Origin of the sequence: Fredinandcohnia onubensis (assembly GCF_002734285.1) — a bacterium.
Classification (GTDB): Bacteria; Bacillota; Bacilli; order Bacillales; family Bacillaceae_L; genus Ferdinandcohnia; species Ferdinandcohnia onubensis_A.
Map to the genome: position 1 here is coordinate 266312 of NZ_NSEA01000008.1, position 15294 is coordinate 281605.

The window sequence follows — 15294 nt, forward strand, 5'->3', positions numbered from 1 at the left end:
ACCTTTTCTTCGTTAAATTTTAGGAGAAGAAGAGTTACCTACACTGATTTCGGGTTCGATGAAAAGTTGAACGATTTGATGTTGACCTTCTTTATTCAATTGTTCTAATAGCAAACTTGCAGCACGTCTCCCAATTTCACGTGGAGATTGGACAATGGCTGTCACTTTGGGCATGATGATATCCCACTCATACTCTAGCTCTCCAAATGACACAACCGTAAGTTGTTCTGGAATAGTAATCTTGTAGTTTTGACACGCCTTTAATACACCAGCCGTCATATTATTGTTTGAAGAAATGATAGCTGTAGGCACGGTCGCTTTCGATAGAAAATACTCTACTGCTCGTTGACCCCCTTCATAGGTAAAATCACCAAAGAACTGGTGTTCAGTTGTAAGACGATAATTAGTTAGTGACTGCAAAACGGCTTCGTACCTGAGGCTTCCGTGAACAGTGTTCAAATCACCATGAACAACACCGATTTCTTTATGCCCTAATTCATAGAGGTATGTAACTAATTTATCCATGCCGATAAAATTGTCATCTGCCACAATGTTAACGGGCAAATGGGGTATGGGCCGATCAACAAGGACAATGGGAATGTTTCTTTCGACTAACAAAAGAATATCTTCGTTTACTTGACCAGTAGAACAAAGAATGATTCCGTCAACACGTTGCTCGTAAAACAGTTGTAAATTTTTTCGTTCAATTTCTGGATTTTCATTTGTAGAACTGATGATGAATAGATAGTCTTTCTCAAAGATAACTTCTTCAATACCTTTGGCCAAAGTCATCTGGAAGGGGTTTGTAATGTTGGATAGAAGAACAGCAATTGTTTTTGAGACGGATGACTTCAAACTTCTTGCTATCATGTTTGGGGAGTAGTTTAGGGCTTTTATGGCTGCGTATACTTTGTTTTTCAGTTCAATATGGACGTTACCAGTATGATTAATGACTTTCGATGCAGTACCAATAGACACACCAGCTAACTCTGCAACATCTCGTATCGTCACCTTTTTAGTCATGGTATACTTCCTATTTTTTATTAATGAAACGTTTCATCGAATAGAGCATAACAACGAATTTGAATATTGTCAATTCACTAAATATTATAAAAGAAATTGATTTCCACCACTAATTAATTAGATAATACCTTTGATTTCAGGCTTGCTTGGTACAACATATATTTTTAAAATGAGATATTAATTTTTTCATAGACTGATTTCGACATTCGTATAAGAAAAAAATGACACCATTCTTAAGGGATGGCGTCATTTTTTCTTGATTTAAGATCATTCGTTGCTAAGTTTTTTCACACCTATATGTAAGATTAAACCCATCATACTCCAAATATTTAAAAGAATACCCGCAACTAGTAGGACCCATTTTACTATCTGAGGAGAATTTGTAGTTAAAGAAATAAGGGTGATACTACAACCGATTAGTAGCATCGCCATTAGTAATGGTAGATTCTTTACCATTTTAAATCAACTCCTATTGTAATATAACATTATTTCCCTATTATACCATTACTAGTTTCGAAAAAAAGGCTAAAGTGTTTGAATACAACCTATATGGACAGTATTCTATTACCATTTTAATTTTCATCTGTTAAAACTATATCTTAATAGAAATATTATTCATCCGGTCGGGATAGAAGTCCACGTCCAATGAAATTAGCAGACACAGGCTTTTTCCCTACTTCTCGTGACCAGACTGATAGTTGTCCTATATGGTGAATTTCATGTGTAATGACATGTCGTATTACCTCACCCCAAGTGTCTGTTACAACTCTTCCGTCTGGGAGGGTATCGAATAATAGTTGATTTTCCATCGTACTATCCCAATTATTTACAAAATCCCGCACTTCTGGTCGAAACTTGGAGTCCAATATTCGAACCTGTTCTAAGCTTTTATAATCATCAAAACTCTCTTGAAAATCTGGTTTACCTTGTAAGAGGCGGATCCAACTCCATTCCACATCCACTATATGAAAAAGTGTTTGCAAAATACTACCTACACCACCAGTTCTGGTTCGTAGAAGTTCCTCTTCACTTAACTCTTCACACCACCGATACCATTCTTCCCTGACCATCCAGTTATAACGAAACAATGTCTCCAATGAAACCCCTCCAATTTAGAAAATACACCAAAATTGATTTTATTATAATTATTCAACCGAACTAGGTTAAATACCTTCTTCTAAACCTGACACGTACCTTTTATCACGTAAAGGTTGGATTTGGTAATAGTATATCAAGGATGGTATATTTCATAGAGTGTGTAAATGTTTTAATCACTACCCCCACCACAGCTTGAGCATGAACTGCTGCAAGAAGAGACAGAACTACATGAGCTACCTGAACCGCAACTTGTACAGCTTGATGAACTCACACTACCAATCTTCATGTAACTTAAAAAATCATCATAATGAAAATAAGAAACAGATAAGAATGGAACGAGCATGGCGTTGAAGTTTTTTTGAATTTTACTTTTTCTCATCTTTTCTTGTACAACACGTTTTTCATAATCTTTGACGCTATTTGCTGTTTTTTTCATAGAGGAGATCAGCGAGAGTATGGTACTTAAATAGTGTCTATCACTCTTAAAATACTTATCTATCAGTTCGTTTTCTGATAAAGTTTTAAACTCCTCAACGATAGTTGGATTTACGGGATGTCTGAAAAACCCCTTATACAAATGGATGTTCTCTTTTCTAATGAAAAAAAGCTCAGCATATACCCAATCAAAGAAACCTCGCAAGTCGGGATCAGATATTTTAGTTACATTAGGACTGTGATGCAGGATACTACCCGCATATTTTTTTGAAAAATCATCATACTCACGGGTAAACATAAGCATTTCATGCCACAGGTCATCGACTTTGTCGCTAAACATTGGCGATTCTTTCAAAAGAGAAGTCAAAATAAAATAGCGTTTTAAATCGAGTAGACGCCAGTTGTATTCATTTTCTTTTAGGTTTTTTTCATTCTTTACCCTCTCTTCTACGTTTTTCATGTAACTTTTACTAAGGGATTGCTCCAAGTTTTCACTTAGTTTTTTTAGCCCTTTTAGTGGTTTTGTCTCTATAGATTTAGGAGATAAACCATATGTAAATGAGAGTTTTTTACGTAAGAATAGAATAACCCAAATAACAATTGCAAGCAGGACTAACCACTCCATCAAATTCCCCCTTTATAGTAGGATATTTAAAGCTTCAGGTGTCCATTATTAGTCCACCCCGCTTATACCGATGTTTTATTTACGTTAACTTGCTGGAAAAGTTTCACTTTTCGATAAGTGAACAATAAAAAATGCCTGGTTCATACCATGTATGACCAAGCATTCACCTTCATTCTAATAATGATTTATATTCATCAACGTCATCAAACTCTGTACCAATATATACGGGTGTGTCATCGACATTTTTCAATGTGATGGGTTTAACATCATTTATTTTCTTGACCACTACATCAAAAGAGTTGTCGTTATTTAGGGTAATTTCAAATTCTTGAAGTTCGCCGTTTATTTTATACAAACCATCTTCTAATTCCTCATAAGTTCCTTTATCTACTTCTCTATTATCAATGTATTCAACAAAACTATGATCTTCAGGTTGAAATGTCATTTGAACAATATATCCATTCACATGTTCACTTTGATAAGAACCTTTTAAGAGTGGGGTTTTGTTAGGGGTACATCCAACTAAAAGCAAGGTATAAACAATTGCTAAAACGAACATTCCCAATGCTTTGTTTCTCATAATAGTCCCCCAATCATTCAGAAAGACAAACGGATATGTCCGTTTGCCTCTATTTTATAACAATAATAGACCAATTGAAATCGGAATGAAGCTATAGAAGAGAATCATGACACAGAATCCCATGATATCGCGAATATGCAATCCTGCAATTGCTAAAGCCGGCAAGGCCCAGAATGGTTGAATCATATTGGTCCAAGCATCTCCCCATGCAACCCCTACTGCCGTTTTCGCAAGATCTGCATTAATAGCAGCCGCTGCTTCAATCATAATGGGTCCTTGTACCGCCCACTGACCACCACCGGAAGGTACAAATACGTTGATTAGCCCGCCACTGAGAAACGAAAAGAATGGTAGAGTGTGAGCATTTGCAAATGAGACGAACCATAAAGCCATTTCCTGAGAAAGGCCAGATAACGTAACCATCCCCATGATTCCAGCATAGAACGGGAATTGAATGATGATTCCCCCTGCATTTTTGACTCCGTTTGTGACTGTGTTTAAGAACTGTTTCGGTGTTTTATGCAACATGATACCTAAGAATAAGAAAATAAAGTTTACGATATTAATATTTAAATCAAAGCCCTTGGTTACAAAATGATAAACGATAAAACCTAAACCCATGATACCAATCAGCATCGAAACAATCACGCTGTTTTCAATTTTCTCTGCTGGTGTAGATGGATTAATCGTTTCAGTTGTTGATGACGTGTCATCTGGTAGCTTCCAGCTGGATCGATCTTGAGCCAGTGTATTTGAGCTTTTCATCAAGAATCGATTAAATATAGGTAATGTGATTACCAGTGCTGCTACAATAAAGAGATTGGCTGGACTAAAAAGAGTTTCACTCACTGGAATGACTCCCATTTTCTCTTCTAAAAAGTGACCAGAGGTGGCTACTGTCAATGGAATCGAAGCTGAGAACCCACCATGCCAAACCAAAAATCCACTATAAGCCCCAGCTACTAAAATACGAAAATCTGCAGATGGGACTTGCCTGGCCACATGGATGGCAAACAGGGCCCCAACCACTAATCCGAAACCATAATTAATTAAACAAGCAATGGCAGATACAAACGTGACAAGCATAACGGCATGCGCTGGTGTTTTCGCCAAATTACTCAAACGTGCTAAAAAATTCTTGATAACAGGCGCATTCGCTAATACATACCCCGTTACCACAACCAGAGACATTTGCATGGTGAAGGCGAGTAAATCCCAAAATCCTGTTCCCCAATGTGTAACCATTTCGACGGGTCCACTGTCTGTAAACAAGATGCCAATGATAAACACTAAGAATGTAAGAATAATCGCAAAAATAAAGGCATCTGGAAGAAACCGCTGAACGAGTCGAACAAAGAAATTTGTTATCGCTCTCATTTCCTCACTCCCCTTATAAGTAATTGCTACATTGTATTCGGACTAGGACTAGAATATGAAAATACCTAGTTTTGCGAGAATGCAAAAAAGGCCCCTTCCCATAAGAGAAGAGACCTTTAAGTTAAACGTTCTTATAATTTATTTAAGATTTCTTTAATAAATGCCGGCTCGTCTTTTGGTGTACGAGACGTGATGATATTTCCGTCAACCACTACCTCTTGGTCTAAGAAGGTAGATCCAGCGTTTTTCAAATCATCACGGATTCCAATGTACGAAGTTGCGCTTACCCCTTTTAAGATATCCGCACTAATCATAACTTGTGGTCCATGACAAATACCAGCAATCACTTTCCCTTGTTCATTGGCTTGTTTTACAAATTGTACGACTTCATCATTTACTCGCAGTGCCTCTGGAGCAGAGCCACCAGGAATAATAACCGCATCATAATCGTCAGCCTTTACCTCACTTATGGAAAGGTCAGATGTATATGATACAGTCCCTTTCTTCCCTTTAAGTTCAGCACCTTTTTCGATTCCAACAACAACGGTTTCATGACCTGCTTCATTCACTGCATCATAAGGATTCTTCATCTCTGAATCTTCATAGCCATTATCAAGTAAAAAGCATACTTTTGCCATTCGTTAATCACTCCTATGTATTGGTATTTATTTCTATTTTAATAGATTCTTGTTGTTACTTCAAATAAAGTGATCTGTAAATTTCATCATAATTTGTATTCGACATACCAATATAATCACTAGTATGTTCCAGCTGATTCAAAACGACGATCACCCTTCACGTAACTATCAAAGAATTCCAGTACAATCTCATTCATTGTTTCAAGTACTTTGTATTTATCGGCACTATCGGAGCCCGTGTCCTTTTCTACAGAACTATTAATTACCTTAACTAGAAACGGGGATACAAGCGGTAAATCCGTAAGACTCAAGTGATTTGTTCCTTGAATATATACCTCGAATGCATCAGGAGCAGTATCCGAGATATACTGTTGCGGAATTACAACTTCTGGATCAGTAACACCGTCCATCAGGTTCTTCATCGTATCAGAATAAACACTTAGTAATGGTACCGGATAAATCTCTTTATTAATGACTGGTTTACCATCCTCAAATCCAACCACTTCTCCAAGCAAGTCAGCATCTAAGTTGATAACAGCCGCAATATCATTTCGATCTCTACCAAGCTTTGCAGCCGCTGCACCACCTAAGGAATGCCCAATTAAACCGATAGAATTTGTGTCGATTAGTCGATAGACTTCATCCGATGCTTCATCATTCGCTTTTTGCTTGATAGTATCAAGAAATTAGTTATTTTTATGTTCTAAGTTACGAGTTATATACTGTTCTTCTATAGTTCTATTTTCTTTATTATTCTTATTTCTTACTACTTTAGATAACAAACTTGCAAATATAGAAGCTAACAATTGCTGAAAAATCATCACAAAAACTACAGGAACCGCAACTTTTGGTGAAAAAAACGAAGTGGCAATGACGATCCCAGAGGCAATGTTTCTCATCCCACTTGAAAATACAAGTGCGGCCAGATCTTCAAATTTTAATTTCAATACCTTACCAATAAGCCATGCAAATAAATATCCACTACAAGCTATGAACAAGACTACACTCGCAATGCGTATGAGTTCTAAATTTATCTCTCTTAAATATGGAGCAATATCTGCTCCATTAATCATGACGACTACTAGAATTCCTATTTTTGATACCGGGGTTAAAAACTTCTTTAACTTATCTTTGGATGGTCCTTTTATAATATAATTAGCAAGTATACCAAGAATATACGGGATGACAATCATAAAAAAAAGACCTACCATAATACTTTGTACATTTATTTCTATATTTCTACCAACAAATAGTGCTAGACTTAAAGGTACTATAATTGGAGATAGTATCATGTCTATTAAAAGTATGGAAAGTGTAAGCTCAACATTCCCTTTACTCATAGCTACCCATATCACACTTGTAACTCCTGTAGGGATTACTACAGCTATTATTATTCCTGTAACCATGGACTGATCTGTTGCAAATGACAGATTTCCAATAAACCACGCCCAAGAAGGCATAATGATATGTAAACAAATAATGGACACAACGATTGGAAAAGGGTGGGAAAACGACCTTTTCATTGATGAAATCGTTGAATTGATGGAACTTGAAAAGGTCATCAAGGCAAGAATCCATGGCATCAAAAAAATGAGAGATTGCAAGTATTGCGACAACAGAATACCCATGATTACACTTATTGGGGTTACTATAGGTAATAATTTCTCTAAAGCTGCATTTATTTTCACGATGATTTAGAACACCCTTTCCCATAAAAATAAGAAACTTCTATTAGAATATGAAAAAAAGCTGTTTAACAGAAAATTAGTTGTTAAACAGCTTATAAGTTTTTCATTTCAATATGCTTTAAATAGTTAGTAAGAAAGGATAAATTTGCCGATTAGTAACTTGGATTTGATACACTAAAATTTATCTTATTCCATGTTACTCATATAATTTAATAAAGAATCTCTAGCTGCTTCAAGATGGTTTCTCATAAGAATGCTTGCGAGTTCAGCATCTTTTTCCTTAACTGCTTCAATAACTTTTGAATGTTCATCAATAACGTTCCATGATCTCCCGGGAATAGAAAAATTCGAAACACTAATCACAACACTAACTTTGTGCAATTGGTCAATTGTTGATAGTAAAAGATTATTATCTCCTTTAGACACAAGAATATTGTGAAACTTTTTATTCAATTCACTAACTTCTCCCCAAGTAGCCTTCTTAGTCGCTGTTTTTAACATTTCTTGGATTGAAAAAAGAGAATCTAAATCTTCTTTTATCAGGTATGGAACAGATTTTTTTGTAGCTAGTGCTTCAAGTTCTATACGAAGTTCGTATACGTTTTTAATATCTTGTATTGTCATAGTCCTAACCCTTGAGCCTTTATTCGGTATACTCTCTATTAAGCCCTCAACTTCAAGATTACGAATAGCTTCACGAAGTGGTGTTCTACTAACGCCTAATTGCTCGCATAGTTCTTTTTCCAAGAGTTTCTGTCCAGGCTTTATATTACCTTTTATAATTTCATTTCTTAATATTGATGCAATCTTATCTTTAGCAAGTAAAGATTCCACTTTTTCCAACGAAATCACCTCATATAAAGTATAATGTATACATTATATAAGAAGCAATAGATCTTTATTAGACTACTTTACATTTACAAGACAATCTATAGCATATGGCACAAGTGCAACAGTTGGCATATTAGCACATTTCATTTTAGCGTTATGAAATGCTTCCTCTATGGTCCTTGAAGGATAAAAAAACATGCTTTTTAGTTCTAATGGATCTAAGTGTTCAGAAATAAAATATATATTATGTTTTAGCAGTGCCCGGGCATACATATACGCCTTCGAGGAATGGTTTCCACTGTCAAATCCAGACCTTTTAAAACGGTCTATTATTTCTTGAGGGTCGCGGCATTCAGCCATGAAATTACCGAAAGAACCAATACCATCTGGGCATTCTGCTACTAAAATAATTGACCCCCCTGGTCTAGTTATCATTTCAGCAGTTGCAAGTGCCTTTTGCGATTGATGCATATCAAAGTCTTTTGGATAACCGCCTGGTGAGACAATTGTAATATCATATAAATTGTTCACCTCTATTTCCCAAGAATTTCTGCATATGTTAACGCCTTCCTCGTGTGCTTTTTCCAAATCACCTGCAACAACAGATACTATTTGTCCTTTGTTATTTTTTACAACATTAACAATAAAATCTACCCCAACTTTACGAGCTGCCTCAACAGCTTCCTCATGAAATCGATTGTTTTTCATGATACCCATGACTGGCTCTTCTGAACGGATTGGAAAAGAATGATGTTGCATTAGACTTTTAATTCCAGCAACACCCGGTACAATACTCTTTCTACCACCACTAAAACCAGCAGTTTGATGCGGAGTTATAATACCTGTTGTAATTGTTAAATCTGCCTCAACTACATGACGGTTAACTTCAATATCCAAGCCATTTTCTGTAACACCCAAATATACTAACTCAGATGGATCATTTGCACTATGATTTATTATCTCAAAGCGTTCGAAGCTTTCTTTCCCAACCATCTGCTTTAGTTCATCATCTGTATTAGGACGATGATTTCCTGTTGCTACAAGTAATTTAATTGATGAATCAGGAATTCCTGCAAGATTTAACTCTTCTGCTAACTCTTCGACAAATAATTTAGATGGTGCTGGCCTTGTAATATCGTTTATAACAATCACAGCACTACTCTTACCCGAAGCAAGCTTAATTAACCGCTCAGTTCCAATTGGATTACGTATTGAATTTCGAACTGCCTCCCTTTCATCAGGAACTGGTGGCAGTGGCTTTACAGTTAACTCGTCTACTGGGTTGTTTATTTCAAAATTAAGAAATCCTTTCCCATAAGGAATTTTATATGTCATTTTTTATACTCCTCCACTTTTTAACCCTATACTTTCAATTAATAAAGAACAAATGTATATCCAATAGAAATTAGCTTATTTTTTTAAAAATAATGGTTTATCTAGTACATGTAATAAAACATCTGAATCAAGGTAATCTGTATAATGTAGTATTAATGCTTCTACTGTTTGTGGCATTACCTTTGAAAGGCCTGTATGAGTTACTATATTGTGCTGTATCTCTAATGGTAGGTTATGCTCTATAGCTTTATGGACGGAGTAAACACCATGTTGCATTAATTTCCCATATTTAGTTTTCTTATTTTGAAGGTCATATTCAAAAAATTTACTAACATCATGTAATAGAGCAGAAGTTAATAAAATATCACGATCCACTGATATATTATGTATTTTCTCGATAATATCTGCACAACTTATTGCTTGTAATGTTACACTACGTGTATGCTGTAAATTACTATAAGCCGTTACATCCCCGCTTTTTGGGACGTCACCTATTTCCTTCCAGTCGCTGGCTATAAGTGTTTCTTCCCAAATATCAATTACAGCTTTTTTGTAAGATTCATTTTTAATCAATTCAAGTTCTGGTAAAGATTCGATTATATTTTCTCTTAAATTTACTACCTTTGACATAAAACATCATCCTTTATAGACATAGTATTTATTTCAGATATAATTTCATTACCAAACTGTTCAGTCGTTGCAATACCACCAAGATCCCTAGTTTTTATCCCTTTTTCTAATACTCTAGAAATTGACAGTTCTATCATTGAGGCTGCTTGTATTGCAATATCATCTTTATTACGAATTCCAAGCCACTCCAGCATCATCTTAGCTGATAAAATTTCTGCAATTGGATTAGCAATATTTTTCTTAGCAATATCTGGTGCAGAACCATGTGTGGCCTGAGCAAGCATGAAATTATCCCCCAAGTTTAAACCCGGTGCTAATCCTAGTCCTCCTACCAGACCTGCAGCAAGGTCTGAAAGAATATCCCCAAACATGTTAGTTGTTACTACAACATCATATGTTTCGGGATTTTGCACCATGTACATCGCAAAAGCATCTATATGATAGTCATTAAAGGTTACAGTACTATAATCTTTTGCAATCTGGCTACAACAATCAACGAACATACCACACCCTCGGCGAAGTACGTTCTTTTTATGTACAATAGAAACAGATTTTTTTCTCAGATTTGCCAATTCAAATCCTATTTTCGCTATCCTTTCACTAGCCTTTTTTGTTACTACACGAAATGAAAGGACTGTATTACTATCAGGCATTATCTCACCATCGCCTAGATAAAGACTTCTGTCAGAGTACATACCTTCTGTATTTTCACGAACTATTACCATATCAACGTTTTCAAAGCGACTTTTTACACCTGGAAAATTTCTAGCAGGCCTGATATTTGCGTATAAATCTAGCTGTTTGCGTAACTTTCCACTTGGGTTTACCATATTTTGGTCGTGTACTTGATAAATATGAGTTGTTACTGGTCCGAGAATACCAGCATCACAGTTCTTTAGTTCTTCAATGGTTTGGTTAGGTAAAGTAGACCCACATTTTTTATATGCTGATAACCCAACTGGTAAATATATAAAGTTAAATTGCAAACTAGGAAATCTTTTCTCTACAGCTTTAAGGACTTTGACGGTTTCTCTAACAATTTCCGGACCGATGCCGTCGCCTTCCATTACAGCTATATCATAATTAATCATAGTATCCTCTCCTTCAATTTATGGGAATTTCTATATCTACTAATGGAGCATGATATTGACCACCGAATACGTCGCTATCTTCAAAATCGCCAGCAACAACTTGACGAGGAAATGAAAATTTAATTGCCCTAGCTTCCCAACAAAGAAACGATTGGACTTGTTCTTTCTGTATTGAATATATATTTGCAATCAACGATGGATTTAATATATTTGAAGATATTACTTTTCTTAGTGCATCTTCAGTTTCAAATAATATATCAATTGTTAGCATGAATGGCCCAGCATTTTTTGAACGTATCAATTTTGTCAATTCATAAAGTATCATCTAAACACTCCTCATATTTCTAAGTAAGAGATTGAAAATAATTCAAGCGGATCATCAACTTCTATTACATGATTAAGACAAAATTGATAAACAGCACCGGCATTGATGTTCGGTGGAGAATAAGGAAATGCAATTTGGCTAACTAATCCTGACCATTCTTTAACTGGTTGATGTAGAAGTGTATGCCATGCAATTGCCATAATAGATTGTGCATCTTCTTCCGTTTCTCCCAGAATCTCAATTATGCAACCAACCTCTGTATCCTTTATATTCCCACCAAATACGCGGAATTGAATTTTATAGTTTGAATTATCTATTCCAGTACTATCCTGAACTTTTTTTTGGATACTTGCTTTTGCAACTTCTAAGAATGAATCCAACTGTTTTAAAACTATTGGATCCCTAATACACCCCACTGCAATTTGTCTATACCCTGCAATCTTTACACCCTCAATTTTAATCGTATAGGATGCACTTCTATGAAACTTGCTATTTCGTACTTCTACCCCCCTTTTACTTACTTGATGATAAGTAGAATAGGTAGTATCTAATAACCCTGATGGCTCAGCAAGCTTATAAGGATCAGAATTTTCATATAATGAGTGGGAAACAACACTAACTGGAGTACATCGCATTTCTTCATTTGGTGGTTCTACGCGAAACGAGTCTTCTTTAATCCAAGCCATCATACAATCAGGATACAATCGTTGTTCAACACAACCTGCTCCACATTCTAATATTTTAGCGGCATGCCAGGTTGGTCCGTTATTGAACCCCTTTATAATAGGTACAGCTGCATAAATTGCTGTATCGCTAGATCTACCTGCTATAACCAATTGCGCTCCTTCCTGGATAGCTTTAATATAAGGTTCTGGCCCCATAACTCCAACAATTCGTACTGTTTCATTAATAGTACCTTCTTCCAATTCAGATGTTGGGTATAGAGCCTTTATCTTCCCTTTATTTTTATAATATTTTAATTGTTCTATTGAAATTTCTGATTCAATAATAGCCATTTTAAAGTGTAATTTTTCCTCTGTAGCAATCTCTCTAACAATATCAGTAGTCCACTGTAAATGGGGATTCCCACCTGCTGTACCAGCTGAGCCTACTATTACTGGTATATTAGAATCCAACCCTAATTTGAGCATAAGTCGGAGATCCCTTTTTACTGCTTCTCTTGATGACATTGGTACCCCCGCTCCTAAGTAGTATGGTCCAGGATCCGTTGAACCTGCATCACAACCAATCACATCAGGTTTTAGAGTTATTGCCTTTCTAAAACTTTCTTCAGAAAAACCGGTCCCTAGCATTCCAGTTGCTGCCAGGATTCGTACTTCTTTCACTGTCTCACGTCCTTAAAATCTATTTATTTTTTTAATTTATTCACTAAAATTATTACTCTTTTATTAAATAAGACTATCCTTTTACTAAAATAAAATACTATTGTTTTGGTTAACGTCAATAGAATAGTTCTTTCCAAATTTCCACCAAGCTACTACCCTGGCAGTAGCTCGGAGTACGAGTCTTCAATTATTTTTGAGAAACATAGTATCAATAACTCGTTTGGTTAAATTGCATTAAACGATGCTTCGTCCTGTGTTGAGTTCTTTTTTTTCAAAATGACTCTATGTGTAAACAACAGTAATATGCCAAAAATTAAACCAATAATAGAATATAATAAATTTGGAACTACCATTAGAATTCCTGCAAGTGCTAATGGTAATCGAATCCAAATAGGTATATGTTTCCATAAGAATCCAATAGAAGCTACGGTTAAGAAGAACACACCACCTATAGCTGTTATAGTAGCAATAATTCTATCCGCAATTGGCCCCATCCAAAGTAATGAATTGGAATAAACAAAAGCAAAAGGAACAACAAAAGCAGATACCGCTAGTTTCATAGCATTTACTGCGGTTTTCCACCAATTAGCATCTGCTAACCCAGCTGCTAAGAAAACTGCAGCACAAACCGGTGGTGTAATTGTTGACATTATCGCAAAATAAAAGATAAACAAATGAGCAACTAAGGGCTCCAAACCTAATTGGATCAATGCAGGTCCAAGAACTGAAGCAGCAATTACATAAGCAGCTGTTGTTGGTAACCCCATGCCTAAGACAATACAAACCAATGCTGTTAAAACCAAACCTAAAAATAAATTTTGCTGGGCAAAATCAATAATGAAAGTTGATAATTTTACACCAACTCCCGTCATGGAGATCAGCGAAACTACAATTTGAGCACACGCTAATAATGCAGCAATTTGGAATACTGTTTTAGCTGATGCAATAGATATACCAACACTTATTTTTCTAGTAGTTTTTTGACTTTTCCCAGAAATAGTCTTCGGACGAAATATCATATAAACTATGAGACCGGCAACAATTGCCCATACCCCACCTAAAGATGGAGTATATCCGGTAAATAGAAAGTAACTAAAAATGCCAATAGGAACTACGAATAGAGCAAGACTCCGTATTGAAAAACCATCTTTCCAACTACTTGATTTATCAGACTTTAAACCCAGCTTTCTTGCTTCAAGATCAACACCGATAAATGCTCCGAAGTAATATAAAAATGCAGGAATAATGGTTGCAATTGCTATCGTTGAATATTCAATACCTAGAATTTGAGCCATAATAAATGCAGCTGCCCCTAAAACAGGTGGCACTAATTGTCCTCCAGTAGAAGCTACAGCTTCAACAGCACCAGCAAACGGACTAGAAAAACCAGTCTTTTTCATAGTTGGAATAGTAAAATTACCAGTTGTCACTACATTAGATACCGCACTCCCTGAAATCATCCCAAATAAAGCACTAGATGCTATAGAAACCTTTGCAGAACCTCCTCTACTTCCTCCGGTTAACATTTGTGAAATTTTAAAGAAACTTTCTCCAGCACCAATTGCAATTAAAGTCGCACCAAATATCGCGAATATTGATAGAATTGTAGCAGAAATACCAACCATCATACCCCATATACCGTTTGAACTATGATATAGGGATTGAAGAATTACTGAAAGACTAAAACCTTGGTGGCCCCAAATTCCCGGAAAATAGGGACCGAAATAGGCATAAAGAATTGAAAATAATACCATTATTGGAAATGTCCAACCAACCGTTCTCCGTCCAGCTTCAATTATTAAGAGAAGTAAAATAACGGAGAATAATTGGTCTATTGAGCTTACCCACAATAAAGGGTTTTCTAAAATCTGATCATAAACCAATAAAATATATATTGTTGTACAAATTGATAATAGGATAAATATTACATCATACCAAGGAACATGAGATCTACTTGAAGACCTCTTTGCTGGGGCAAGTGCAAAACATAATGCTAAAGCAAAACCAACATGTATACTACGTTGTATTAAGGCTGGGAAAATTCCAAAAATAGTTGTATATAGATGAAAAATGACTAAACCTAGTGCAAGAGATATAATAACAATTCTCCAAATTGGATTTTTTATATCTAATTTGGTTTCAGATTCAACAGCTTCCACTGCTTCCGTTAACTTTATTTGTGTTACATCAGCTTTTGAAGACATTGACAAAATTTGTTCCCCCTTCCAATTTGTATCTCTCCTTCATTCAGATTTTGAGGATTATGAAGGAG

General features: G+C 35.7%; 16 protein-coding genes. All 16 read right to left on the reverse strand.

Annotated elements, in window-relative coordinates; translation table 11 throughout:
- Positions 1–12 precede the first annotated feature (12 nt).
- Positions 13–1023, reverse strand: coding sequence for a LacI family DNA-binding transcriptional regulator (locus tag CKJ95_RS09265; RefSeq protein WP_099353125.1), 1011 nt, complete (start codon positions 1021–1023; stop codon positions 13–15).
- A 267-nt stretch (positions 1024–1290) separates the two neighbouring features.
- Positions 1291–1479, reverse strand: coding sequence for a hypothetical protein (locus CKJ95_RS09270; protein ID WP_099353126.1), 189 nt, complete (start codon positions 1477–1479; stop codon positions 1291–1293).
- Positions 1480–1634: 155 nt separating this feature from the next.
- The gene (locus tag CKJ95_RS09275) at positions 1635–2120 is read right to left on the reverse strand and encodes a DinB family protein (protein WP_099353127.1); all 486 of its coding nucleotides are present in this window, start codon (positions 2118–2120) and stop codon (positions 1635–1637) included.
- A 170-nt stretch (positions 2121–2290) separates the two neighbouring features.
- Positions 2291–3181, reverse strand: coding sequence for a hypothetical protein (locus CKJ95_RS09280; protein ID WP_099353128.1), 891 nt, complete (start codon positions 3179–3181; stop codon positions 2291–2293).
- A gap of 169 nt (positions 3182–3350) precedes the next feature.
- Positions 3351–3761 (reverse strand): hypothetical protein, encoded by a 411-nt coding sequence (locus tag CKJ95_RS09285; RefSeq protein ID WP_099353129.1) that lies wholly within the window; start codon positions 3759–3761, stop codon positions 3351–3353.
- Between the two features lie 54 nt (positions 3762–3815).
- Positions 3816–5138, reverse strand: coding sequence for a short-chain fatty acid transporter (locus CKJ95_RS09290; RefSeq protein ID WP_099353130.1), 1323 nt, complete (start codon positions 5136–5138; stop codon positions 3816–3818).
- A 131-nt stretch (positions 5139–5269) separates the two neighbouring features.
- Positions 5270–5776, reverse strand: a complete 507-nt coding sequence (locus tag CKJ95_RS09295) for a type 1 glutamine amidotransferase domain-containing protein (protein ID WP_099353131.1) — start codon at positions 5774–5776, stop codon at positions 5270–5272.
- Between the two features lie 119 nt (positions 5777–5895).
- Complete coding sequence (locus CKJ95_RS09300) at positions 5896–6291, reverse strand: hypothetical protein (RefSeq protein WP_099353132.1); 396 nt, start codon at positions 6289–6291, stop codon at positions 5896–5898.
- A gap of 171 nt (positions 6292–6462) precedes the next feature.
- Positions 6463–7464, reverse strand: a complete 1002-nt coding sequence (locus CKJ95_RS09305) for a bile acid:sodium symporter family protein (RefSeq protein WP_257215743.1) — start codon at positions 7462–7464, stop codon at positions 6463–6465.
- A 186-nt stretch (positions 7465–7650) separates the two neighbouring features.
- On the reverse strand, positions 7651–8298 hold the full coding sequence (locus CKJ95_RS09310; protein ID WP_257215751.1) for a GntR family transcriptional regulator: 648 nt from the start codon (positions 8296–8298) through the stop codon (positions 7651–7653).
- Between the two features lie 72 nt (positions 8299–8370).
- On the reverse strand, positions 8371–9630 hold the full coding sequence (larA, locus tag CKJ95_RS09315; protein WP_099353134.1) for a nickel-dependent lactate racemase: 1260 nt from the start codon (positions 9628–9630) through the stop codon (positions 8371–8373).
- A gap of 75 nt (positions 9631–9705) precedes the next feature.
- On the reverse strand, positions 9706–10260 hold the full coding sequence (locus CKJ95_RS09320; RefSeq protein ID WP_099353135.1) for an HD domain-containing protein: 555 nt from the start codon (positions 10258–10260) through the stop codon (positions 9706–9708).
- A complete protein-coding gene (locus CKJ95_RS09325) occupies positions 10248–11351 on the reverse strand; it encodes an isocitrate/isopropylmalate dehydrogenase family protein (protein ID WP_099353136.1) in 1104 nt (367 codons plus the stop codon). Before CKJ95_RS09325 ends, CKJ95_RS09320 begins: the two co-directional genes overlap by 13 nt.
- 13 nt (positions 11352–11364) lie before the next feature.
- Entirely contained in the window at positions 11365–11676 is a 312-nt protein-coding gene (locus CKJ95_RS09330) for a DUF4387 domain-containing protein (protein WP_099353137.1), read from the reverse strand.
- 11 nt (positions 11677–11687) lie between these two features.
- A complete protein-coding gene (locus CKJ95_RS09335) occupies positions 11688–13022 on the reverse strand; it encodes an acyclic terpene utilization AtuA family protein (RefSeq protein ID WP_099353138.1) in 1335 nt (444 codons plus the stop codon).
- Positions 13023–13246: 224 nt separating this feature from the next.
- Complete coding sequence (locus CKJ95_RS09340) at positions 13247–15226, reverse strand: TRAP transporter permease (protein ID WP_257215752.1); 1980 nt, start codon at positions 15224–15226, stop codon at positions 13247–13249.
- Positions 15227–15294: the final 68 nt, after the last annotated feature.

What these genes read in the sequence shown, in the direction of transcription:
- CKJ95_RS09285 (WP_099353129.1), bottom strand. Translation starts at nt 3,761, where the DNA reads ATGAGAAACAAAGCATTGGGAATGTTCGTTTTAGCAATTGTTTATACC.
- CKJ95_RS09280 (WP_099353128.1), bottom strand. Translation starts at nt 3,181, where the DNA reads ATGGAGTGGTTAGTCCTGCTTGCAATTGTTATTTGGGTTATTCTATTC.
- CKJ95_RS09265 (WP_099353125.1), bottom strand. Translation starts at nt 1,023, where the DNA reads ATGACTAAAAAGGTGACGATACGAGATGTTGCAGAGTTAGCTGGTGTG.
- larA (WP_099353134.1), bottom strand. Translation starts at nt 9,630, where the DNA reads ATGACATATAAAATTCCTTATGGGAAAGGATTTCTTAATTTTGAAATA.
- CKJ95_RS09320 (WP_099353135.1), bottom strand. Translation starts at nt 10,260, where the DNA reads ATGTCAAAGGTAGTAAATTTAAGAGAAAATATAATCGAATCTTTACCA.
- CKJ95_RS09290 (WP_099353130.1), bottom strand. Translation starts at nt 5,138, where the DNA reads ATGAGAGCGATAACAAATTTCTTTGTTCGACTCGTTCAGCGGTTTCTT.
- CKJ95_RS09330 (WP_099353137.1), bottom strand. Translation starts at nt 11,676, where the DNA reads ATGATACTTTATGAATTGACAAAATTGATACGTTCAAAAAATGCTGGG.
- CKJ95_RS09325 (WP_099353136.1), bottom strand. Translation starts at nt 11,351, where the DNA reads ATGATTAATTATGATATAGCTGTAATGGAAGGCGACGGCATCGGTCCG.
- CKJ95_RS09270 (WP_099353126.1), bottom strand. Translation starts at nt 1,479, where the DNA reads ATGGTAAAGAATCTACCATTACTAATGGCGATGCTACTAATCGGTTGT.
- CKJ95_RS09340 (WP_257215752.1), bottom strand. Translation starts at nt 15,226, where the DNA reads ATGTCTTCAAAAGCTGATGTAACACAAATAAAGTTAACGGAAGCAGTG.
- CKJ95_RS09295 (WP_099353131.1), bottom strand. Translation starts at nt 5,776, where the DNA reads ATGGCAAAAGTATGCTTTTTACTTGATAATGGCTATGAAGATTCAGAG.